Consider the following 21973-nt stretch of genomic DNA (forward strand, 5'->3'; position numbering starts at 1 on the left):
AGATTTAAGCGAGAAACTTAACGCATGTCTGAAAACACCGCTTCGCGCCCCGACCTTCGCAATGTGGCTATCGTGGCACACGTTGACCACGGCAAGACCACCATCGTCGACGCGATGCTGCAGCAGACCCACGCCTTCTCTGCCCACGCAGATGTTGAAGACCGAGTCATGGACTCCGGCGACCTCGAAAAGGAAAAGGGCATCACCATTCTGGCGAAGAACACCACCGTGTTCTACAACGGCCCTTCCGCCAACGGTGAGACCATCACCATTAACGTTATTGACACCCCCGGCCACGCCGACTTCGGTGGCGAGGTGGAGCGCGGCCTGTCCATGGTTGACGGCGTTGTGCTGCTCGTGGACGCATCCGAAGGTCCGCTGCCCCAGACCCGCTTCGTGCTGCGTAAGGCACTGGCTGCTAAGCTGCCCGTGATCCTCGTGGTGAACAAGGTGGACCGCCCCGACTCCCGTATCGACGAGGTCGTTGGCGAGTCCATGGACCTGCTGCTTGGCCTGGCATCCGATTTGGCGGAGGAAGTCCCCGACCTGGACCTGGACGCTGTGCTGAACGTTCCGGTGGTGTACGCATCCGGTAAGGCTGGCGCTGCATCCCTGAACCAGCCCGCAGACGGCCAGCTGCCCGACAACGACGACCTTGAGCCGCTGTTCAAGACCATCATCGAGCACGTGCCCGCCCCCACCTACGATCCCAACGAGGTTCTGCAGGCACACGTGACCAACCTGGACTCCTCCCCGTTCCTGGGTCGTCTGGCACTGGTCCGTATCTTCAACGGCACCCTGAAGAAGGGTCAGACCGTTGCGTGGGCACGTCACGACGGTGAAATCAAGAACGTCCGCATCTCCGAGCTGCTGGCGACTAAGGCTCTCGAGCGCGTTCCCGCAGAGTCCGCTGGTCCCGGCGAGATCGTCGCAGTGGCAGGTATTGAGGACATCACCATCGGTGAGACCCTGACCGACGCCGAGAACCCCAAGCCCCTGCCGCTAATCAAGGTGGACGACCCCGCGATCTCCATGACCATCGGTATCAACACCTCCCCGCTGGCCGGCCGCGTCAAGGGCGCAAAGGTCACCGCGCGTCAGGTGAAGGACCGCCTGGACCGCGAGCTTATCGGTAACGTGTCCATCAAGGTTCTGCCCACCCAGCGTCCGGACGCCTGGGAGGTTCAGGGCCGTGGCGAGCTCGCCCTGGCAATCCTTGTGGAGCAGATGCGCCGCGAGGGCTTCGAGCTGACCGTGGGTAAGCCCCAGGTGGTCACCAAGACCATCGACGGCAAGGTGTACGAGCCCATGGAGCACATGATCATCGACGTGCCCGAGGAGTACCTGGGCGCCGTCACCCAGCTGATGGCATCTCGTAAGGGCCGCATGGAGAACATGGCAAACCACGGTACCGGTTGGGTCCGTATGGAGTTCGCCGTTCCCGCCCGTGGCCTGATCGGCTTCCGCACCCAGTTCCTGACCGAGACCCGCGGTGCCGGCATTTCCTCCTCGTACTCGATTGATCCCGAGCCCTGGGCCGGCGAGATTGAGTACCGCACCAACGGTTCGCTGATTGCTGACCGCGCCGGCGTGGTGACCCCCTACGCGATGATTAACCTGCAGGAGCGCGGCACCTTCTTCGTGGAGCCCACCTCCGAGGTGTACGAGGGCATGATCGTGGGTATGAACTCCCGTGCCGACGACATGGAAGTGAACATCACCAAGGAAAAGAAGCTGACCAACATGCGTTCTTCGACCGCGGACAACTTCGAAAACCTGACTCCGCCGAAGAAGCTGACCCTCGAGGAATCCCTCGAATTCGCCCGCGAGGACGAGTGCGTTGAGGTGACCCCCGAGGCCATCCGTATCCGCAAGGTCATCTTGGATTCCAACGAGCGTGTCCGCGAGTTCCGCCGCCGCGCCCGCGCCAACTAATTGCGCTGACGGTACGACCATCGGGCCGTAGCGTTTCGAAGAGCCGCCGCCACCTTCCGGAAGGAAGAGGGCGGCGGCTCGGCGTATTCGGGCAGGTCGGGGAGCGAAACCGGGACCGCTCAATACTGAGGTGAGCCTACCCCCGCCGCCGTGTAAGATAAGACCGTGTGCTGAGACAGCGTGCACCCCCGCAGACGCCCTGCGCGCGGGGTGAGGCGTGAGCCCTACAGGCACATCCCAGTCCGTGCGTTATGAGAGGGAATTCCCGTGTCCGCATCCGACAACAGCCCGCAGGAAGCCGAGCAGCAGAAGCCGCAGGAAGCCGCGACCCCCAGTTACCCCACGCAGGGTGAGCGCATCGCATCCGGGGCCAAGCGCGACCTGCTGCCCACAAACTACGATCCGGAGCAGGCGCGCATCCTCTTCGTGCACGCGCACCCCGACGACGAGACCTCCTCGACCGGCGCGACGATGGCATACTACGCGCAGAAGGGCGCCGAGGTGTACCTCATCACCGCAACCCGCGGTGAGCTGGGCGAGGTCATCCCGCCGCAGCTACAGCACCTGGAGGTCGGTAAGCCCGGATGCACCGACAACGGCGAGGCGCTGGGGGAGTACCGCGTGGGCGAGCTGAACGGTGCCCTCGAGGCCCTGGGCGTGCACCGCCACCTCTTCCTCGGTCAGGAGCCGGCCACCGCCGAGGGCGTGCCGGCCCTCTACCGCGACTCCGGCATGGCCTGGGGCCCGAACGGTAAGCCCATCGCCAACCCCGTCTCGAGCGATGCCTCGCTGACCGCCCAGCCCCTCGAACCGCAGGCGCAGGCCCTGGTCGCCGCAATTCACGAGATTCAGCCGGATGTGCTGGTCACCTACGACGCCGACGGCGGCTACGGTCACCCCGACCACGTGCGCGTGCACCAAATCGTGAAGCGTGCCCTGGAGATTCTGGGGGATGACGAGGACCGACCGCTGCTTACCTGGGGCATTGAGGGCGAGTACAACCCCGAGGACACCCGCGTGCAGGCCGCCATCTTCGGCGACGGCACCGCCAAGCGAAAGGCTATGGAGGCGCACCGCACCCAGATTACGGTGCTGGACGATAAGACCTTCGAGTACTCGAATAAGGTGCCGCAGAAGATTTCTGCCGTTGAGACCTACCGCGTGCTCGACGGCGACCCCACCCGCACGGTCAACCCGAAGCCGCAGGAGGCGGGGCTCGTCTCCACGGTGCTGACCGGCGTGATTCTGGGCACCGTGGCGGCCGTCGCCGGTTCCATCTACCACGCCTGGGTTGTGTACGCAGGCGATGTTGCCCTGCCCGTGGGTTTGGTCATCGCCTACCTGACGATTTTCTTCGCCTCCCTGTGGAGCGCGCTTGCCCTGCGCCGCGGCATGACGGCGGCTATCGTGGGCGGCGTGGCCTTCGTGACCGTGTACTGGCTGGCCTACGGCCGCCCGGATTCGCCCTTCGTGCTCGTGAACCCGGGGCACTCGGCCATCGGCCTGTACGGTGCTCTGTGGTGGTTCGGCGCGCCGGTGGCGGCGATGCTGGGTATGTTCGCGTACACGCGCAACCGGGTGAAGGATGCGCGCTACTTCTCGGCCCGTTCGGCGCATCAGCGTGCGCGTGCCAAGGCCGAGGGTCGGGATAAATAGCGAAGAAAAAGTATGCGTTATTGCGTGTTTTTCCTCGGTGGGAAAAGGGTTGTGCCCACCCACAAATTAATGTGACGAAAATTTCATTTATATAATTTGGGTATTTTTATAATTCACTGACTAGGTGAAATAATGAACGGCGGCAGGGCAGGCTTGCCTAAAAAATAGGCCCCCACCCGCCGCCGTTCGCTGTCTAATACACCACGAAAATACGATAAAACACCGAGCGCGCGATAGACTATACAAAGACTTCCCCGCCGAGCACCACACGCTCGGCGGTTTACTCTGCAGACCCTGCCCTGGAGAAGGCGACCCGCAGACCGGCGGGCACAGGGCGCACAGCATCGAGAAAGGCACCGACCCATGACCTACGTTATCGCGCTTCCCTGCGTGGACGTCAAAGACCGCGCCTGCGTTGAAGAATGCCCCGTGGACTGCATCTACGAAGGTGACCGCACCCTGTACATCCACCCCGACGAGTGCGTGGACTGCGGCGCCTGCGAGCCCGTCTGCCCCGTCGAGGCCATCTACTACGAAGACGACGTTCCCGAAGAGTGGAGCGAATACGTGAGCGCCAACGCCGACTTCTTCGACGACCTGGGTTCCCCCGGTGGCGCCGCAAAGCTCGGCCCCACCGGCAAGGACGTGCCTTTCATCGCGGCACTGCCCCCGCAGAGCAACTAACCCCATACCTGAAGCATCCGCGCCCGCAGAGTAATTGCGCGAGTGACCGGATGCACGAGCCCCCACCCCGGCCGATGCGCACCGCACGCGGTGTGCCCCTGGACAAACTGTCTAGGCGCTGGGATGGGGGCTCTTCCTCTAGTCAGCCCCAAAGCCCGGGCGATAGACTGAAGTGACGAAAAATCCCCAAGCGACCAGGTGACACAATGACTTACGGCCTGAACCTGCCCGAATACCCCTGGGAGGCGCTCGCCCCCTACCGCGCCACCGCCGGGGCTCACCCCGACGGCCCGGTGGACCTGTCCATCGGCACCCCCGTGGACCCCACCCCCGAGCTCATCCGCAACGCGCTCGCCGAGGCATCCGACGCCCCCGGCTACCCGACCACCCACGGCACCCCCGCCCTGCGCGAGGCCATCGCCGAATGGTTTGAGCGCCGCCGCGGCGTGAAGGGCCTGGACCCGCAGGCCATCATGCCCACGATCGGCTCGAAGGAGCTCGTGGCCTGGCTGCCCTTCCTGCTGGGCCTGGGCCCCGGCGACGTGGTCGTGTACCCGCGCATCGCCTACCCCACCTACGATATGGGTGCCCGCTTCGCCCGCGCCGAGTCCGTGCCCGCCGACAGCCTGGATGAGCTGGATGCAGACACCCGTAGCCGCGTGAAGCTGATCTGGGTGAATTCTCCGGCCAACCCGAACGGCACGGTCCGCACCGTGGAGCGGCTGCGCGAAATCGTGGCGCAGGCCCGCGAAATCGGTGCCGTGGTGGCCTCTGACGAGTGCTACGCGGAGCTCGGCTGGGGTGCCTGGGACGAGGCCCGCGGCGGTAAGCCTGTGCCCTCCATCCTGGATCCGCGAGTGTGCGACGGCGACTTCACCGGCCTGCTGGCCGTCTACTCGCTGTCCAAGCAGTCGAACCTGGCCGGCTACCGCGCCGCCTTCGTGGCCGGCGCCCCCGAGCTCATGCCGAACATTATCAACAGCCGCAAGCACGCCGGCATGATCGTGCCCGCGCCAGTGCAGGCCGCCATGATTGCCGCCCTGGGCGATGAGGCGCACGTTGCGGCGCAGAAGGACCGCTACCGTGCCCGCCGCGAGGTGCTGGAGGACGCCATCACCGCCGCCGGCGGACGCATCGAGGGCTCCGAGGCGGGCCTGTACCTGTGGACCACCTTCGGCGAGTCCACCTGGGACTCCATCGGCCGCCTGACCGAGCTGGGCATCATTGCCGGACCCGGCGTGTTCTACGGCGAGGACGGCGAGGGCTACGTGCGCATCGCCCTGACCGCCTCCGACGAGGCCGTGGCCAAGGCCGCCGAGCGTCTGAAGGCCTCCGCGGCTAAGTAGACTGGCCACCCCATCCGCGCGGCGCTACCGAGCCGCTCGCCGGGAACTGACCTGCATAGCAGAGAAGCCCCCGCACCCTTCCGAAAGGAGAGTGCGGGGGCTTTGCTGTACCTAGTGCTGTACCTCGGCTGTGGCTACTTGCGGCCGCCGGGGAGCACGAACATCTGAATCGTCGGCGGGTTCGGGTTATCCAGAGCGTCCGGAATCAGGTTTCGGGTCACCTTCGCGGAGGTGCGCGACGCCAGCTTGTCCGTAATGCCGGTTGCTACAGCCGTCAGCACGAAGTTCACCGTCACGAAGAGTGCCGCCGCCAGAATCAGGGTCTGCAGTACGTTGCCGTCACCGGAACCGATGCGGCGCGCCGAGGCGAGCAGCTCCGGGTAGGAGATGATGTAACCCAGGGCGGTATCCTTCAGAATCACCACGAACTGGCTGAGCATCGAGGGCATCATTGCGGTGAACGCCTGCGGAAGCAGGATCCGAATCAGCGTTTGGGTCGGGGTCAGACCAATCGCAAGACCCGCCTCGCCCTGACCGCGAGGAAGCTGCTTCACGCCCGAACGCAGCAGCTCAGCAATCACCGAACCGTTGTACAGGGTCAGACCAATGACCACGGCGATGAAGGGCAGCTGAGCAGGCGGAAGACCGCTGTACTTGCCCAAGAACAGCCAGAAGAAGATCATCATGATCAGCACGGGCACGGCGCGGAAGAACTCCACGACCACGGTGCCGAACCAGCGGATAACGCGGTACTGGGAGAGTCGAGCAATACCGAAGACCACACCGAACGCAACCGAGGTAACCACCGAAACCGCTGCCGCCGACAGGGTCGAGGCGAGGCCCGGCAGGTAGTAGGAGCTCCAGGCGCGGGCGGTGAACAGATCAGTCCACTTCTCCGGCTCCATCTGGCCCTTCTCACCCATCACGGTCAGCACATACACCGCAAATAGCGCGAAAAGGACTACCGCAGCAATGTTGAAGATGCGGATACGACGCTGCGCAATAGGACCCGGCTCATCGAAAAGCACCGAAGAAGCGGCGCGGGTGTCATTACTGATAAAAGGGTTTTTCATCGCTTCACCGCCAGCTTACGGGATGACCAGGTGGTCAACGCACCAATGGGAACAACAATGATGACGAAGCCCATCGCAAACATGATGAAGATAGCGAGCACCATGTTCGCGTCGAACTCAATCATGGATTTCATCAGCCCGGAGGCCTCAGCCACCGACGCGACCGAGGCGACAGTGCTGTTCTTCGTCAACGCAATCAGAGTATTGCCGAGCGGGGTAATGGCACCGCGTAGAGCCTGAGGGAAAATCACCAGGCGGGCGGTGTCGAAGAAACCCAGACCGATAGCGCGTGCCGCCTCAGCCTGACCCTTAGGCACGGTGTTCACACCCGAACGGATCGCCTCGCAGATAAACGCCGAATGGTAAATCGACAGGGCAATGACCGCGTACACGAAGAAGTTCGTGTCGAAATCGTGCGAGAAGGAGAGCTGGAACTGCGTCCACACACCCAAAATGGCGAAAGTCATCATGATGGTGAGCGGAGTATTACGGACAGTGTGCACATAGGCGGTGCCCACCCAGCGCAGGGACGGGACGGGGCTGATGCGCATGAGCGCCAGCACGGTACCGAGAACGAACGAGCCAATAGCCGCCCAGAAGGTCAGCTGAATATTGGTCATGAAGGCGCCAACCACATCGTACTTGGACAGGAGGGTGCCGAGTTGGTCAAAGAATGACATTCGTGAACCTCTCTAGAGGCCTAGGCGCAGGAGGTGCCCAGGTGCGGCGGGTTGGTTTCGGTGTTGTAGTGGTAGCCGGTGCCTTCGGTGTACTTGGTGATGAGCTTCTCCCAGGTACCGTCGGCAACCATCTCGTTGATGGCGTTGTTCACGGCTTCGCACTTGTCGGTGCCCTTGGGCAGACCCACGCCGTAGCGTTCGGTCGTGAAGGGGGAGCCGACCACTTTCAGCTTGCCCTTGTTCGCTTTGGTGGCTGCCAGACCGGCGAGGGTTATGTCGTCGGTGGTGACGGCGTCCACCACGCCGCCGTTGAGGGCGACCACGCAGTCGGAGTAGCTGTTCTGCTTGACCAGGTTCACGTTCTTGGCGAACTTGTCCTGCACCTTCTGGGCGCTGGTGGAGCCGGTGACGGAGCAGAGGTTCTTGCCGTTGAGGTCGTCCGGGCCGTGAATATCGGTGTTATCGGCACGCACGAGCAGGTCCTGACCAGCCGTGTAGTAGGGGCCGGCGAAGTCCACGGTCTTCTTGCGGCTTTCAGAGATGGAGTAGGTCGCAAAAATCATGTCTACCTGACCGGTGTTGAGCATGTTTTCGCGATTAGCGGCGGGGGATTCGACGAACTCAATCTGCTCTTCGGAGTAGCCAAGCTTACCGGCGACGTAGCGTGCCACCTCCACGTCGAAGCCGGTGTAGGTGTTGCCGTCCTGGTAACCGAGGCCGGGCTGGTCTACTTTGATGCCGATGCGGATCTTGTGGTCGCTGTCTGCGCTGGAGCATCCGGCGAGGACGCCGGTCAGAGCGAGGGATGCTGCTGCGGCGAGTGCCGCGAGCTTGCGTGAATATTTTTGCATGTTGGTCCCTCTGCTTTAGTGGTTGATGATCTTGGAGAGGAAGTCCTTGGCGCGCTCGCTCTTCGGGTTTGTGAAGAACTCGTCCGGGTGCGCCTCTTCGACGATCTCGCCGTCGGCAAGGAAGACGATGCGGTCTGCTGCCTTGCGGGCGAAGCCCATCTCGTGGGTCACCACGATCATGGTCATGCCTTCCCGTGCGAGGGAGACCATGGTGTCGAGCACTTCGTTGACCATTTCGGGGTCGAGCGCGCTGGTGGGTTCGTCGAAGAGCATGACCTTGGGCTTCATGGCGAGTGCGCGGGCGATGGCGACGCGCTGCTGCTGACCGCCGGAAAGCTCTGCGGGCATCTTGTGCACTTGGGAATCCACGCCGACTTTCGCGAGCAGGTTCATGGCTTCTGCATCTGCCTCTGACTTGGACATTTTGCGGATTCGACGGGGTCCGAGGGTCACGTTGTCCAGGATGGTCTTGTGCGCGAAGAGGTTGTAGGACTGGAACACCATGCCGACCTCTGCGCGGAGCTTGGCGAGGGCGCGGCCCTCCTTGGGCAGTTCCTGCCCGTCAATCTTGATGGAACCGCTGGAGATGGTTTCGAGGCGGTTGATGGTTCGGCAGAGGGTGGATTTGCCGGAACCGGAGGGGCCGAGGAGGACGACGACCTCACCTTTTCCCACGGAAAGATTGATGTTCTTCAGAACGTGGTTGGTGCCGTAGTACTTGTTGACGTTGGCGATTTCGATGAGGTTTTTCTGCGCTTCGGGAGCTGCCTGTGCGGACATGATGAACCCTTTCACGTGAGGTGCGTCTATGATGCGGGTTGTCTGTATGCTGAGTTTTCAGCTTACGCCTCATGCGGTTTCCTGTCTGCAAAATATTCACTTTACTGTGTAAGCAATGTGAATTTTTAAGCATGAATGCATAGTTATAGTATTTTTGACGTAAAAATATGGGTAAAAAACACCCCATCTTCACAAAAGGCTCTGACTAGGGAATATATTCTTCCCTATCTCTACTCACTCACGAGGTGTCAAACGCCTTTGGGGAGGTAGTCACGACTTGGTAAAAATTTCGAAAAAAGCGCAGAAAAGTGCCCGATAGGTGAGACAACACCTATCGGGCATCCTGTAACACCCCCGCAGGAGGGGCTAAAACTGTTTAGGCTTCGTAACCGTTGGGGTTATTCTTCTGCCAGTTCCAGTGGTCGCGAACCATGGTCTTGATATCACGGGTAGCGCTCCAACCCAGGTCAGCCAGGGCGGAGGAGGGGTCGGCGTACGAGACCGCAACGTCACCGGGGCGACGATCCACAATCTTGTACGGCAGCTCCTTACCGCACGCCTCCTCGAATGCGTGCAGAACCTGCAGAACCGAGTAGCCGTTACCGGTACCCAGGTTCCAGGTGTGCAGGCCGCCGTGCTCAGCAATGTAGTTCAGCGCCTTCAGGTGGCCGTCGGCCAGGTCGACCACGTGGATATAGTCGCGCACACCGGTACCGTCAACGGTCGGGTAGTCGTTGCCGAAGACGTTCAGGTGGTCGCGGCGACCCACTGCAACCTGGGCGATGAAGGGCACCAGGTTGTTCGGGATACCCGCCGGGTCCTCGCCGATACGGCCGGACTCGTGTGCACCAACGGGGTTGAAGTAGCGCAGCAGAGCAATGTTCCACTTGGAGTCGGAAGCGGCCAGGTCGACCAGCATGTCCTCGATGTGCTCCTTGGTACGGCCGTAGCAGGACTGCGCATCCATGTTCATCTTCTCGATGAGCGGCATGGACTCGGGCTCGCCGTACACGGTAGCGGAGGAGGAGAACACGATGGAGTGGCAGTCGGCCTCGTCCATGGCGTAGAGCAGGTTCAGGGTGCCGGCCACGTTGGTCTGGTAGTACCACAGCGGCTTCTCAGCGGACTCACCCACAGCCTTCAGACCCGCAAAGTGAATCACGGCGTCGGGGCGAACCTGCTTGAAGAGGGCCTTCATGCCCTCGAGGTCGAGCAGATCAACCTTGTGGAATTCGGGAGCGCGGCCGGCCAGCTCGGTGACGCGCTTGAGGGACTCTTCGGAGGAGTTGGCGAGGTTATCCATGACGACGACGTCGTGGCCTGCCTTGAGCAATTCAAGTACGGTGTGCGAGCCAATGTAGCCGGCACCGCCGGTAACGAGTACCTTCATGATGTCCTTTCGAGCAAAAATTCCGGTGTGAACCGGACGGAGCATGTGCTGTTGAGCTGTATCTAATGGTACAGGGGTCGGGGCAACAGAATGGTTTTATGCACTGTGCGCTTGTGCACTCCGGTGTGAGCATGTGGGAGGCGCGTAAAGGGCTACGGACGGTGAAGTTATCGAGGATGGGATGCGAGCCCCGCGCACAACGTAGAAAAAAGGGGCGGGATGCTTCACGCATCCCGACCCCTAAAGTTCACGGGCCGACCCCCAACGTTTGCAAGGGCAACCAGCGCTAGTCCAGGTACAGACTAGTTCAGGTGCAGCGCCTCGTTCAGCTCCACGGTGTTCTTCGCACGCGGCAGAACCTCAATCGCGCCGCTGATCGAATTGCGGCGGAACAGCAGGTTCGACACGCCGGACAGCTCCGCAGCCTTCACCACGCGCGCCTCCTGACCGGGCAGCAGAACGCTCACGCGCGAACCGGCGGTCACGTACAGACCAGCCTCAACCACGCAGTCATCACCCAGGGCAATACCGATACCGGACTCCGCGCCCAGCAGGGAACGCTCACCAATGGATACGCGCTTCTTGCCGCCGCCGGAGAGGGTGCCCATCGTGGAGGCGCCGCCGCCCACATCCGAGCCGTCGCCGACCACAACGCCCTGCGAGATACGGCCCTCAACCATGGAGGTGCCCAGGGTGCCGGCGTTGAAGTTCACGAAGCCCTCGTGCATCACGGTCGTTCCGGAGGCCAGGTGCGCGCCCAGGCGCAGGCGGTCGCCGTCGCCAATACGCACGCCGGTGGGAACCACGTAATCCACCAGGCGCGGGAACTTATCAATGTGGCTCACACTCAGGTGGCCCAGCTTGCGCAGACCAATTGCGAGCTTCTGGAACTCGGCGGCGAGCACCGGGCCGTGGTTAGTCCACGCCACGTTCGCGAGGGTACCGAACAGGCCGTCCAGGTTCAGCTCGTTGGGGCGAACCAGAGTGTGGGAGAGCAGGTGCAGACGCAGGTACGCGTCGACCGCGTCTTCGGGTGCTTCATCCAGGTTGATGGAGGCGGTACGCACCTCGGTGCGGGCGTTGCGCGCCGGGTGCTCAGCGGCCAGCTCCTCCAGCTCGTCCGCGATGGACAGGTCGGGGGTCTGGGTGAGGGAGGGGGCGGGGAACCAAGCATCCAGGACGGTGCCGGCGTGCTCGCCAGAGACAACAACATTGACCAGTGCGACGCCGGAGGCGTAACGGGGAGTGTTTTCAGACATGCACACCATTATATGGGCTGTAGCACACCGAGCATCAGGATCGTCGGCGTTCGTCTCACGAACAGATGCGCGCGCCCCGGGATGCGGGGCGCCCACAGCCTGTATCGTGGAGGGATGACTGTGAATCACCACGCACCCCTGGACCTGAACGTATCCATGCCCGAGCTGACCCGCGCCCTGCTCGACTACGAATCGGTATCCGACCACGAGAAGGACCTGGCCGACGCCGTGTACGCGGCGCTCGCGGCCTACCCGCACCTGCATCTGACCCGCGACGGGGACGCCATCATCGCCCGCACCGAATTCCCGCCGATGCCCGGTGAAGAGGGGGAACGCACCCGCATTATCCTGGCCGGTCACCTGGACACCGTGCCCCTGCCCACCGTCGAGGGTTCCCTCGGCACCGTGCCGGCCACCGTTCGCGAGGAAGACGGCGAGTACGTGCTCTACGGACGCGGCGCGACCGATATGAAGGGTGGCGTGGCCGTCCAGCTGAAGCTTGCCGCCGAGCTGACCGCGCGGGACACCGACTACAACCTGACCTACATCTTCTACGACCACGAGGAGGTCGCGAGCGAGCTCTCCGGCCTGGCGCGCCTGATTCGCAACCACGGCGAGCTCATCACCGACGCCGACTTCGGTGTGCTACTCGAACCGACCAACGGCACGATTGAGGGCGGCTGCAACGGCACCATGCGTTTCTTCGTGCGCACCCGCGGCCTGGCCGCCCACTCGGGCCGGGCCTGGCGCGGCGAGAACGCGATCCACGCCCTGGCGCCCGCGCTGGCGGCGCTCGCCTCCTACGAGCCGAAGACCATCGCTGTGGAGGGGCTGGACTACCGCGAGGGCCTGAACGCGGTGCAGATCTCTGGCGGCGTGGCCGGAAACGTGATTCCCGACGCGGCGGCAATGCACGTGAACTACCGCTTCGCCCCGGACAAGACCCTGGACGAGGCTGTTGCCCACGTTCGCGAGGTGTTCGCCGGGTACGAGCTGGACTTCGTGGACCTCTCCCCGGCGGCCCGACCCGGCCTGGACACCCCGCTGGCCGCCTCCCTGATTGAGGCGGTGGGGCAGGAGCCCCAGCCGAAGTACGGTTGGACGGACGTGGCGCGCCTGAGTGAAATCGGAATCCCGGCCGTGAACTTCGGCCCCGGTGACGCCCTGCTGGCCCATACCGATAACGAGCACGTACGCTTCAGCCAGCTGACCCGCTGCCACGCGGACCTGCGCGCCTGTCTACTCAGCGACCGCGACGACGAGGACTAGGAGGCGCTTCCCGGCCCGGTTGCGTGCCGAACGGCGGCATGGGCCCCGTGCGCGAACCCCGTGCGCGAACCCGGACCAAAGCCCTCCGTCTGCCGGCCACCGCGTTGTCGCCCCGGCCGGCCGGCATCTCACAGCGTCATAGAAGGGGAGACAACGCATCTCTCTTCTAAGATGGAGAGTATCCATACACGTTATTCGAGAGGACAGAGTTGAACATTCTTCTGATTCTGCTCGCCCTGATCCTGCTGGTCATCGCCTCGTTCACGGTGATTGCGCTCGGCGGCCACCGCGCCGTGCCCGGCGCAGCGTTCTTCAACGCCGTGGGCCGTGACGGCCTGGGAGTCTTCGACACGGTCGACGACCTGGACGTCATCGCCAAGCCCTTCAGGGCCCCCGCATCGCAGGCCGTGCCCGCCGAGGGCCCCCGGGCCGTGCAAGAAGAGCCGGAACCCCTTCCTCTGGCCGTGCCGCATACCGGTAACGTTGAGCGGACCCTGAGCGCCCACGACTTCGTGGATCACCACGTGGACAAGCCCTCGGGCGCCTCCGCGGTATCCTCCGCCGAGAAGCCGCAGAGCGGGGAGGCCCGATGAGCGCACGCGCCGGGCTCACCGAATCGAGCGAGCCGGCGGAGCATACCGCATCCCGCGTCGAGCAGAACCGGTCCGAGTCCTTCGACGAGGCCCTGACATGGATGTACACCTCCTCCGCCGAGCGTCTGCGCCGCGTGGGGGAGCGTCTGCGCGCCCTGCCGGCCTGGCTTTCGGTGCTGCTCATCTACGGGATTTCGCGTGTGTGGGGCTTCGTGGTGTTCGCCGTGGTCGGCCAGCAGCAGCTGCGCGGCCCCTGGGGCGAGCACCTGAGCTACCTCTCCTTCATCAGCACCTGGGATGCCGGCTGGTACGAGCAGATTGCGCTCAACGGCTACCCGAGCGAGCTGCCGGTCAACGCGATGGGTGTCGTCCAGCAGAATCAGTGGGCGTTTTACCCCATCTTTCCGCTACTCTCGCAGGGAATCAGCCGCCTGACGGGCATCGCCTACTACCCGGTGGCCGCCACCGTCGCGTTGTTGGCCGGTTTCGCGGCGGCCTGGATCATCTACCTGCTCTTTGACGCCTCGGTGAAGGCGGCCCGCCTCGCGCGTTCCGGATCTGACTCCGCCGATGCTGAGCCCGCCTCCTCGCTGGCCCTGTGGGGCACGGCCCTGGTGTCGTTCCTGCCGGTGGCTCCCGTGCTTCAGGTGCCTTACGCCGAGTCACTGAACCTGGTGTTCCTGGCCGGTGCGCTGCTGTGCCTCGTGAAGGGGCGTTACGGCTGGCTGGTGCCGGTTGCGGCCCTGGCCTGCCTTTCCCGCCCGGTGGGCGTTCCGCTGGGTGCAGCGGCGGGCCTGTGGTGGTTCGCCTGCTGGGTTCGGTCGAGTCGCGCTATGGGCATTGGCACGGCGTTTGTGCGCCGTGCGGGGCAGCTGGTGAGCGCCCTGCTGGTGTGTGCGTGCGCGCTGGTGTGGCCCGCGATTGCGTGGTCGGCTACGGGCCGTGTGGATGCGTACACCGCCACGGAGACGGCGTGGCGCGGTACCCATTTGGCACCGATTCAGCCGTGGCTGACACAGGGGTACCTGTACTTTGGGTATGCGGCCCCGATCCTGCTGGTTCTGCTGATCCTGGGTTTCGCCGCGCTGTGCCTGAGCCCGGTTGCGCGAAGCGTTTTGGCGGCCCCGCTGAATCTGTGGTGCGTCTGCTACTTCGCCTACCTGATTCTGTTCCTCAACCCGCAGTCGTCGACGTTCCGTCTGCTACTACCGCTGTTCCCGCTGGTCGTGGTGGCGGCGGCGCTGAGCCGTTCGCGAGCTTACCGCTGGGCGTTGCTGGTTGCGGGCGCGTGCGCGCAGTGGGGCTGGGTGGGCTGGCTGTGGCATTGGAAACAGCTCCCCGGCGGTGGAGATTATCCGCCGTAAACCGAATACTGTTTTGCGAGACCGCCGGTGTGCTGCCGGCGGTCTTTTGCGTTCGGGAGGCGGGCGTGTCTGCGGTAGGAGCCGCAGCGTTTTACCCGGCGGTGGAGATTATCCGCCGTAAACCGCTGTTGTGGCGTTCTTAGCCGAGGGCGCAATACTTTCGGCGGGGCTTTAGCTCGCGCATCCCGCAGGTCCAGAGCTTAAAGACACGTTCGTATGGGCCCTTTTGGTCGGCGGCACCGGCCCGGAGCTGATAATCTATATTCTGTGTTTGGTATTAGTGGCACCGAGTTGATTATTCTGGCCATCATCACGTTCGTGGTGATTGGCCCCGAACGCATGCCCGAATACGCCCGTCAGATTCGCGAGTTCGTCAAGACCGTGCGCCGCATGGCCTTCGACGCTAAGGACGACTTCAAAGAGGCCCTGGGCGAGACGGGCCTGGAGGACATCAACTGGCGCCAGTACGACCCCCGCCAGTACGACCCCCGCGTGATCGTGCGTCAGGCATTCGCCGAGGACGACGCCGAGCGCGAGCGCGAGGCGAAGGCCCGCGAGGAGGCGCTGCTGAAGGAGCAGGAGAAGGCCGAGAGCCACTCCCTCCCGCGAGGCGCGTACGCCCCCTTCGACGTGGACGCCACCTAAGATTTTGAAACGAAAGAACCCCGCACCGGTCACGGCGCGGGGTTCTTTCTGTATCAGCTTTTGTAGAGGCTCTAGCCCTAGACGAAGAGCGGCAGGCTCTGCCCCGCCCTCGACTCGCCAGAGTGCAGAAGCTTCGAAGCGATGGACTGGATCTCTTCGGCGGTTGCGGAGTCGGGGCGACCCCACACGACGGGCATGCCCTCGTCACCGCCGGTGCGCAGGTTCACGTCCAGGGGGACCGAGCCGAGCAGCGGGACGGGGTAGGAGAGCGCCTCCGAGAGACGCTCAGCGAGCACCTGACCGCCACCGGAACCGAACATGTCGAGCACGGTGCCGTCCGGCAGGGTCATGGCAGCCATGTTCTCCACCACACCCACGACCTTCTGACCGGTCTGCAGGCTCAGGGTGCCGGCGCGTTCGGCCACATCCACGGCGGCGTGCTGCGGGGTGGAGATGAGCACAAGCTCCGCGTTGGGCAGCAGCTGCGCCATGGAGATAGCGATGTCGCCGGTGCCCGGAGGCAAATCGAGTAGCAACACATCCAGGGCACCGAAGTGCACGTCCATGATGAACTGCTCCAGGGCACGGTGCAGCATGGGGCCGCGCCACGCCACCGGCTCGTTGCCCTTGAGGAACATGCCGATAGAAATCACGCGAATAAAGCCGCCGCTGACCTTCTGCTCACCCCAACGCTGGGCGGGGGCGGGCACGTCCACGGTCGGCGGAAGAATCAGGTCATCCAGGCGGGTCGGGGCGTCGGTAATGCCCAACAGACCGGGGATGGAGAAGCCGTGCACATCCGCGTCAATAATGCCCACCGCAAGCCCGCGCGAAGCGAACGCGGCGGCAAGATTCGCGGTCATGGAGGACTTACCCACGCCGCCCTTACCGGACACCACACCGAACACGCGGGTCAGCGAACCGGGTGCGGTAAACGGGTTGGAACGCTCCGGCTTGAGCATCGAACGCAGGGCGGAACGCTGCTGCGGGTTCATCGCACCCACCTGCAGTTGCACACGGTCGATACCCTCAACGGTGGCGGCGGCGTCACGAACCTGCTGCTCGATGGTGTTCTTCAGCGGGCAACCCTCAATGGTGAGTAGCACCGTGACCTCAGCCCAGTGGCGGCCGGGAATCGGCTCACCGTGCTCATCCAGTTCAGGATGCACGAGTGCAGTCTCCACCATGCCCAGCTCCGTAATGGGGCGGCGCAGTTCGGGATCCTCGACGCGGGCGAGCGCCGCGTAGAGCGCATCCTGCAGGGGCGAATTAGCGGTCACGGGCGCCTCCCTCACGGGTGCGCTCTGCCTGCTGCTGTGCCTGCTGGGATTCGCGGCTCTGAGGCTGGCTCAAATCGCCTCGGTGGGAATCCTGTGGGGAGTCCTTCGCAGGGCGTTCAGCCTTGTCAGGTGCCTGCTCGGTACCGTTCTCCGTGTTATTAGAGTCCGTGCCCTCAGAGTTCTGGCTATCAGAGCCCTGCTCCTCAGCGTCCTTCTCCTCACCCTCGGAAGTGTCGATATCGTCGATAGCCTCCTCCAGGTCCTCAATGTCCTCACTGATGTCCTGCAGCTGCTCGGCGTGACGCTCCTGCTCCTGCGCAATGTTCTGCAGTTCCTCAAGAATGTCGCGCAGCTCGCTACGGACAAAGTCACGGGTCGCAACCTCACGCAGAGCAATACGCAGCGAAGCAATCTCGCGGGTCAGGTACTGGGTCTCCTCCAGGTTCTGCTGGTCACGCTTACGGTCCTCAGAGGCCACCACGCGGTCGCGGTCGTCCTGACGGTTCTGCGCCAACAGCAGCAGGGGAGCAGCGTAAGAAGCCTGCAGGGACAGCATCAGGGTCAGCAGGGTGAAGTTCAGGCTACGCGGGTCGAACTGCATCTCCTCCGGCGCCAGGGAGTTCCACGCCAGCCACACGCCACAGAAAATAGTCATCCACATCAGGAACTGCGGGGTACCCATGTAGCGCGCAAAACCCTCGGTCATGCGGCCGAAAGCGTCCGGGTTGGGGCTCGAGAACAGCTTCGGCTTGCGGGTGCCGGGGGTGCTCAGCTGCGAGTCGCTACGCTGCGGGCGGGAGTCGCCGCGCTCGCGGTTGCGTTCAGCGTACTTCTTCTCCAGGCGGTCCTTGAGGATGCGCGCCTTATCGATGCGGGGGTTCTCTTCGGTACGGTTTGCGTCGCGGCGGTTCGATTCAGGCAAAGCGTCGTCCTACCTTTCGTACGGGAGTTCCATCATCGTAAGTGCGCCAGTCTTCGGGCAGGAGCGCATCGAGCACGTCGTCGATGGTCACTGCGCCTACCAGGCGGTGCGATTCGTTCACAATGGGAACGATGGTCAGGTCATAGGTCGCCAGCACGCGTGCTAGCTCTTCCAAACTTGCCTGGTCAGAGACAGGCTCAGTGTCGGTATCGAGGATGTGACCAATCGGCTCGCTCGGCGGCACACGCAGCAGCTTCTGCATGTGCACCAGACCCAGGTACTTGCCGGTCGGGGTTTCCAGGGGCGGGCGGGTCACCATGACGGCAGCCGCCATCGCCGGAGGGATCTCCTCGGCGCGGATGTGCGCGAGCGCCTCCGCGACGGTCGCCTCGGGGGAGAGGATGATCGGCACCGGGTTCATGAGCGAACCGGCGGTACCCTCGTCGTATTCGAGAAGTCGACGCACGTCGTCTGCTTCGTCGGGTTCCATGAGTTCGAGCAGCTTTTCACGCTGGGCGTCGTCCAGCTCGATGAGCAGGTCGGCGGCGTCGTCCGGTTCCATCTCTTCGAGGACCTGCGCGGCACGCTCGTCGTCCAGGTGCGAGAGAATCTGCACCTGGTCCTCGGCGGGCAGCTCCTGCAGAACGTCCGCGAGGCGTTCATCCTGCAGCTCGGCGGCGATTTCGACCATGCGCTTATCGCTCATCTCGTGGATGGCGTCCGCAAGGTCGGCGGGCTTGGAGTTCTCATGGTTCGCCACGAACGCGGTTGCCGCCTGCGGCTCCACGTCGGTGGAGAGCAGAGCCTCGTCCCAGTCGACGATGAGGGTCTCCTTGGAGCGGCGGCGCCACGTGCTGGAGGAGGAGCTGACGCGGGAAACGAACAGTTCGGTCACGCCCCAGTCGCCGTTGCGGCGCTGCTCAATGGCGACGTCCTCAATGACGGCGTCGCCGCTGCCGTCGAGCAGACGCACGCGGCGGTCGAAGAGCTCACCGACGATGAGAGTCTCAGAGTTGCGCTGTTCGAAGCGGCGCAGGTTCACCAGGCCGGTTGAAATAATCTGGGAGGCGTCGATGCTACGCACTCGGGTCATGGGCATGAACACGCGTTTCTTGCCGAGCACCTCAACGATGATGCCGACAACAATGGGTTCGCTGCCCTTGGCGGGGCGGGCGCCCGCAATGGATGCGCCCAGGCCGCGTTTGAGCACGACGACGTCTCGGAGACGGCCGAGGCGGTCACCGAAGGGGTCAAAAACGTCGAGGCCCAAAAGGCGGGCAATGTAAATCTTGCTGGGGGTGCTGAACTTCGAATTGCTCACCTCTCTAGGGTACGCTCCGCCGCGGGGATTCGCACTTTGAGAAGCCTAATTGAACAGGTGTTCGCTACGCCTGTAGAGGAGCTGACTGCCCACCGGGTCCAGGGTTAGGGTGGGCGGTAGAATAGGAGCCATGACTTCTAACCTGCCGAATATTCCCTCGACCCCGACTTCTTCTTTCGTTGCCTCGCGCCTGGCGCAGGCTCAGGGCAAGCCCCTGCCCGCCGGTGAGGCGATCGCCTCCTTCGTTCGTCACGATGATGCGCTCGCCGCTTTTGACGTGCTTAGCGAGCAGGATTATCCGGTCACGGCGCTGTACCTGGTCAATGACGGTATCCGCCAGGTGGAGTACCCGGTGCCGTTGCCGTATGGTCGTATCTTGACTTTTGCAGCGCTTCGAGGTGCAGGATTCGGCGCGTTTTTTTCATTGCTGGTTATGACCTCGACTAATGATTCCTCTGCTATTGAGGCAATAAAGTATGTGCTGCTGTCGGTGGCTATGTTTGTGCTGTGGCAAATGTACGTTCTGCGTCGCTCCCACGGCAGTCGCCACCCGATACGTACTGAATCAATCCCCTCGCGTACCGTGATGTACGCTCTGCCGGAGTACGCTCAGGATGCGCGCCGCGTGCTGGGTGCGCACCCTCGCTTCTCGGCGGCGGTTGCGGCTGCGCGTGCGGCGGCTGCCCCGGAAGCTTCGCAGGCTCGTGCCGCTCAGAGCACCGTTTCGATGAATGGTGCACCGGTTCCGACCGGCGCCCCGAAGGCACCCTCGTACCGTGCGCAGGCGGGTAGCCAGCCGGCACCGAATCAGAACCTGCCCGAGCGTGATACGACCGCGCAGAACGCGGTGGCTCAGAGCGCGGCGCAGAACATGCCCGCACCGGTTGCCCCCGCACAGTCCGCACAATCCGCACAGTCTGCCGAACAGGAACAGGCAAGTACTGACCGTGCGACCGGTCAGAAGTCAGATGTGCAGAAGCGCCCGGCACAGCGGTACGGTCTGCGCGTGGACGACCCGGAAGAATACGCGAAGCTGATTCAGCCCAAGCCGCAGCGTCCGACCCCGCGCCCGCAGGGCCTGCACGATAAGTCCTCGCACGATAACTCCTCGCAGGACTCCGAATAACCGAACCTGCAATGGCGGTAGCCACCCACAACGGCGGGAAACCGGCATAGAAGACAGCACTTAGAAGACACGCGAAAGCCCCTCACCGAACGAATCGGTGAGGGGCTTTCCCTATAAAACGTTACTAACGTAACTGGGAGCTAGACGTTACTTCGCCAGCTTCGCCATCCACTCCTCAATGCCCTCAACGGTGCGGGGCAGTGCAGCAGACAGGTTCACGTTGCCGTCCTCGGTGCAGAGCACGTCGTCCTCAAGGCGGATACCGATACCGCGGTACTCCTCGGGAACCGACAGGTCCTCGTCCTTGAAGTACAGGGCCGGCTCAATGGTGAAGACCATGCCCGGCTCCAGCTCAGCCCACATGTACAGTTCAGCCTTCGCCTGCGCGCAGTCGTGCACGTCCAGGCCCAGGTGGTGGCTGGTGCCGTGCGGCATCCAGCGGCGGTGCTGACCGCCCTCAATGGTGAGGGAAACCTCGGCAGAAACCGGCAGCAGACCCCACTCTTCCAGACGGTGAGCCAGAACCTCCATCGCGGCGTCGTGAAGTTCGTGGAACTTACGGCCCGGCTTCGCCACAGCGAATGCGGCGTCAGCAGCCTCCAGCACAGCGTTGTAGACCTTCGCCTGAACCTCGGTGAACTTACCGTTCACGGGGAAGGTGCGGGTCACGTCTGCGGTGTACAGGGTGTCGTCCTCAACGCCTGCGTCCAGCAGCAGCAGCTTGCCGTCATCGACGGTGCCGTTGTTACGGATCCAGTGCAGGATGGTTGCGTTGTTACCGCACGCTGCGATGGTGTCGTAGCCCAGGTCGTTACCGTCGGTACGTGCCACGGAGAAGAACGCAGTCTCAACGACGCGCTCACCGCGGTGGTGCTCCTTAGCCTTCGGCAGTTCACGAATGACCTCTTCGAAGCCCTTGACGGTCATGTCAACGGAACGCTGCAGGTTCTCAACCTCGATAGCGTCCTTAATCAGGCGAGCCTCGGAGAGAGCCACGGCCAGTTCGGAGTCCAACTTGTCAGCCTGCTCCAGCTCCACGCCGGTGTTGTAGCGGGAGGTGTCAACCAGCGCGTCAACAGCCGGGTCAACATTGCGGACCAGGCGGATGTTCACGCCGCCCAGGCCCTGATTGCCGGCGTTCTTAGTGATAGCAACCTCAAGCTCGGACAGGTCGCGGGTACGCAGACCGTAACGCTCGGAGAATTCCTTCAGGGTGGGGCGGGGGCCAACCCAGAACTCGCCGTAGCGTGCATCCGCGTAGAACTCTGCGGTGTCGCGGCCAGCCAGCGGGCGGAAGTACAGGGTTACTTCGTGGTTGGAACCGTTGTCGCCGGTGCCCTCTTCGACGGGCTCGAAGACCAGCACGGCGTCGGGCTCGTGGTCGATGCCCAGACCGGTCTGGTGCGCAAACGCCGAGTGGGGGCGGAAGCGGTAGTCGCAGTCGTTGGAGCGGACCTTCAGCGGGCCTGCGGGCAGGACGAGGCGCTCGCCGGGGAATGCCTTGGAGATCTTGGCGCGGCGCTCAGCTGCGTAGTCTGCTACGGGCTCGCGGGTGTAGCCGTCATCTTCGGCAGGTGCCCAGTCCTTAGCAATGAATTCGGTGAACGCAGACGCCTTGGGGGTGCTGCGGTGGTCAGTCTTCTGAGCTTCGGTGCTCTTCTCGTTGTTCTCAGTCATGGGTTAATCATATCGCCTTCACCACAGGTGGGCAGGTGTTTTAGCGCTTTTGACCATAAGAGAGGGTGCGGTGGGTCAGAATATATCTTTGACCTGCGACCGGGTGCCCGATATTGCGCCGC

The 21973-nt window shown here is 63.4% G+C and carries 19 protein-coding genes; 9 read left to right on the forward strand and 10 right to left on the reverse strand.

Annotation, left to right across the window (positions count from 1 at the left end):
• Positions 1-24 precede the first annotated feature (24 nt).
• The 4 genes from typA to dapC all read left to right on the forward strand — a co-directional run bounded on the left by typA (position 25) and on the right by dapC (position 5621).
• The gene (gene typA / locus HMPREF2765_RS01695) at positions 25-1935 is read left to right on the forward strand and encodes a translational GTPase TypA (RefSeq protein ID WP_070604108.1); all 1911 of its coding nucleotides are present in this window, start codon (positions 25-27) and stop codon (positions 1933-1935) included.
• Positions 1936-2202: 267 nt separating this feature from the next.
• Complete coding sequence (locus tag HMPREF2765_RS01700) at positions 2203-3591, forward strand: PIG-L family deacetylase (RefSeq protein ID WP_070604109.1); 1389 nt, start codon at positions 2203-2205, stop codon at positions 3589-3591.
• Positions 3592-3954: 363 nt separating this feature from the next.
• Positions 3955-4275, forward strand: coding sequence for a ferredoxin (gene fdxA, locus HMPREF2765_RS01705; RefSeq protein WP_049332074.1), 321 nt, complete (start codon positions 3955-3957; stop codon positions 4273-4275).
• Positions 4276-4481: 206 nt separating this feature from the next.
• Positions 4482-5621 (forward strand): succinyldiaminopimelate transaminase, encoded by a 1140-nt coding sequence (dapC, locus tag HMPREF2765_RS01710; protein ID WP_070604110.1) that lies wholly within the window; start codon positions 4482-4484, stop codon positions 5619-5621.
• Between the two features lie 134 nt (positions 5622-5755).
• Here dapC and HMPREF2765_RS01715 read toward each other — a convergent pair whose 3' ends face one another.
• From HMPREF2765_RS01715 to dapD, 6 genes are all read right to left on the reverse strand, one after another.
• Positions 5756-6694 (reverse strand): amino acid ABC transporter permease, encoded by a 939-nt coding sequence (locus HMPREF2765_RS01715; protein ID WP_070604111.1) that lies wholly within the window; start codon positions 6692-6694, stop codon positions 5756-5758.
• Positions 6691-7374, reverse strand: a complete 684-nt coding sequence (locus tag HMPREF2765_RS01720; RefSeq protein WP_005505219.1) for an amino acid ABC transporter permease — start codon at positions 7372-7374, stop codon at positions 6691-6693. Before HMPREF2765_RS01720 ends, HMPREF2765_RS01715 begins: the two co-directional genes overlap by 4 nt.
• A gap of 20 nt (positions 7375-7394) precedes the next feature.
• The gene (locus HMPREF2765_RS01725; protein WP_070604112.1) at positions 7395-8225 is read right to left on the reverse strand and encodes a glutamate ABC transporter substrate-binding protein; all 831 of its coding nucleotides are present in this window, start codon (positions 8223-8225) and stop codon (positions 7395-7397) included.
• 15 nt (positions 8226-8240) lie between these two features.
• Positions 8241-9005 carry an amino acid ABC transporter ATP-binding protein gene (locus tag HMPREF2765_RS01730; protein WP_070604113.1) on the reverse strand — a complete coding sequence of 255 codons (765 nt, stop codon included), beginning with the start codon at positions 9003-9005 and terminating at the stop codon, positions 8241-8243.
• 376 nt (positions 9006-9381) lie between these two features.
• On the reverse strand, positions 9382-10395 hold the full coding sequence (gene galE / locus HMPREF2765_RS01735) for a UDP-glucose 4-epimerase GalE (RefSeq protein ID WP_070604114.1): 1014 nt from the start codon (positions 10393-10395) through the stop codon (positions 9382-9384).
• Positions 10396-10697: 302 nt separating this feature from the next.
• A complete protein-coding gene (gene dapD, locus HMPREF2765_RS01740) occupies positions 10698-11663 on the reverse strand; it encodes a 2,3,4,5-tetrahydropyridine-2,6-dicarboxylate N-succinyltransferase (protein WP_070604115.1) in 966 nt (321 codons plus the stop codon).
• Between the two features lie 105 nt (positions 11664-11768).
• On the opposite strand from dapD, the gene dapE reads away from it, so the two are divergent.
• From dapE to HMPREF2765_RS01760, 4 genes are all read left to right on the forward strand, one after another.
• Entirely contained in the window at positions 11769-12923 is a 1155-nt protein-coding gene (dapE, locus tag HMPREF2765_RS01745) for a succinyl-diaminopimelate desuccinylase (RefSeq protein WP_070604116.1), read from the forward strand.
• A 209-nt stretch (positions 12924-13132) separates the two neighbouring features.
• Positions 13133-13516, forward strand: a complete 384-nt coding sequence (locus tag HMPREF2765_RS01750) for a hypothetical protein (protein WP_070604117.1) — start codon at positions 13133-13135, stop codon at positions 13514-13516.
• A complete protein-coding gene (locus HMPREF2765_RS01755) occupies positions 13513-14880 on the forward strand; it encodes a hypothetical protein (protein ID WP_070604118.1) in 1368 nt (455 codons plus the stop codon). Before HMPREF2765_RS01750 ends, HMPREF2765_RS01755 begins: the two co-directional genes overlap by 4 nt.
• Positions 14881-15147: 267 nt before the next feature.
• Positions 15148-15525, forward strand: a complete 378-nt coding sequence (locus HMPREF2765_RS01760; protein WP_049332091.1) for a twin-arginine translocase TatA/TatE family subunit — start codon at positions 15148-15150, stop codon at positions 15523-15525.
• Positions 15526-15602: 77 nt separating this feature from the next.
• Here HMPREF2765_RS01760 and HMPREF2765_RS01765 read toward each other — a convergent pair whose 3' ends face one another.
• Genes HMPREF2765_RS01765 through HMPREF2765_RS01775 form a run of 3 tightly spaced genes read right to left on the reverse strand, consistent with a single transcriptional unit; the run spans position 15603 to position 19048 of the window.
• Complete coding sequence (locus HMPREF2765_RS01765; RefSeq protein WP_070604119.1) at positions 15603-16805, reverse strand: P-loop NTPase; 1203 nt, start codon at positions 16803-16805, stop codon at positions 15603-15605.
• Positions 16795-17727, reverse strand: coding sequence for a DUF1003 domain-containing protein (locus HMPREF2765_RS01770; RefSeq protein WP_070604120.1), 933 nt, complete (start codon positions 17725-17727; stop codon positions 16795-16797). The genes HMPREF2765_RS01765 and HMPREF2765_RS01770 overlap by 11 nt, the downstream gene beginning before the upstream one ends.
• The gene (locus HMPREF2765_RS01775) at positions 17720-19048 is read right to left on the reverse strand and encodes a magnesium transporter MgtE N-terminal domain-containing protein (protein WP_070541581.1); all 1329 of its coding nucleotides are present in this window, start codon (positions 19046-19048) and stop codon (positions 17720-17722) included. Before HMPREF2765_RS01775 ends, HMPREF2765_RS01770 begins: the two co-directional genes overlap by 8 nt.
• A gap of 130 nt (positions 19049-19178) precedes the next feature.
• Here HMPREF2765_RS01775 and HMPREF2765_RS01780 point away from each other — a divergent pair, with 130 nt between their 5' ends.
• Positions 19179-20174 carry a hypothetical protein gene (locus HMPREF2765_RS01780; protein WP_070604121.1) on the forward strand — a complete coding sequence of 332 codons (996 nt, stop codon included), beginning with the start codon at positions 19179-19181 and terminating at the stop codon, positions 20172-20174.
• A 147-nt stretch (positions 20175-20321) separates the two neighbouring features.
• Here the strand turns inward: HMPREF2765_RS01780 and HMPREF2765_RS01785 are convergent, their stop codons facing one another.
• Positions 20322-21851 carry an aminopeptidase P family protein gene (locus HMPREF2765_RS01785; RefSeq protein ID WP_070604122.1) on the reverse strand — a complete coding sequence of 510 codons (1530 nt, stop codon included), beginning with the start codon at positions 21849-21851 and terminating at the stop codon, positions 20322-20324.
• Between the last annotated feature and the right edge of the window lie 122 nt (positions 21852-21973).

Origin of the sequence: Rothia sp. HMSC062H08, from assembly GCF_001810775.1 — a bacterium.
Lineage (GTDB): Bacteria > Actinomycetota > Actinomycetes > Actinomycetales > Micrococcaceae > Rothia.

Excerpts from the sequence above, each read along its gene's own strand:
- typA (WP_070604108.1), top strand. The coding sequence starts at position 25 with ATGTCTGAAAACACCGCTTCGCGCCCCGACCTTCGCAATGTGGCTATC.
- fdxA (WP_049332074.1), top strand. The coding sequence starts at position 3,955 with ATGACCTACGTTATCGCGCTTCCCTGCGTGGACGTCAAAGACCGCGCC.
- dapC (WP_070604110.1), top strand. The coding sequence starts at position 4,482 with ATGACTTACGGCCTGAACCTGCCCGAATACCCCTGGGAGGCGCTCGCC.
- HMPREF2765_RS01715 (WP_070604111.1), bottom strand. The coding sequence starts at position 6,694 with ATGAAAAACCCTTTTATCAGTAATGACACCCGCGCCGCTTCTTCGGTG.
- HMPREF2765_RS01720 (WP_005505219.1), bottom strand. The coding sequence starts at position 7,374 with ATGTCATTCTTTGACCAACTCGGCACCCTCCTGTCCAAGTACGATGTG.
- HMPREF2765_RS01725 (WP_070604112.1), bottom strand. The coding sequence starts at position 8,225 with ATGCAAAAATATTCACGCAAGCTCGCGGCACTCGCCGCAGCAGCATCC.
- HMPREF2765_RS01730 (WP_070604113.1), bottom strand. The coding sequence starts at position 9,005 with ATGTCCGCACAGGCAGCTCCCGAAGCGCAGAAAAACCTCATCGAAATC.
- galE (WP_070604114.1), bottom strand. The coding sequence starts at position 10,395 with ATGAAGGTACTCGTTACCGGCGGTGCCGGCTACATTGGCTCGCACACC.
- dapD (WP_070604115.1), bottom strand. The coding sequence starts at position 11,663 with ATGGTGTGCATGTCTGAAAACACTCCCCGTTACGCCTCCGGCGTCGCA.
- dapE (WP_070604116.1), top strand. The coding sequence starts at position 11,769 with ATGACTGTGAATCACCACGCACCCCTGGACCTGAACGTATCCATGCCC.
- HMPREF2765_RS01755 (WP_070604118.1), top strand. The coding sequence starts at position 13,513 with ATGAGCGCACGCGCCGGGCTCACCGAATCGAGCGAGCCGGCGGAGCAT.
- HMPREF2765_RS01780 (WP_070604121.1), top strand. The coding sequence starts at position 19,179 with ATGACTTCTAACCTGCCGAATATTCCCTCGACCCCGACTTCTTCTTTC.
- HMPREF2765_RS01785 (WP_070604122.1), bottom strand. The coding sequence starts at position 21,851 with ATGACTGAGAACAACGAGAAGAGCACCGAAGCTCAGAAGACTGACCAC.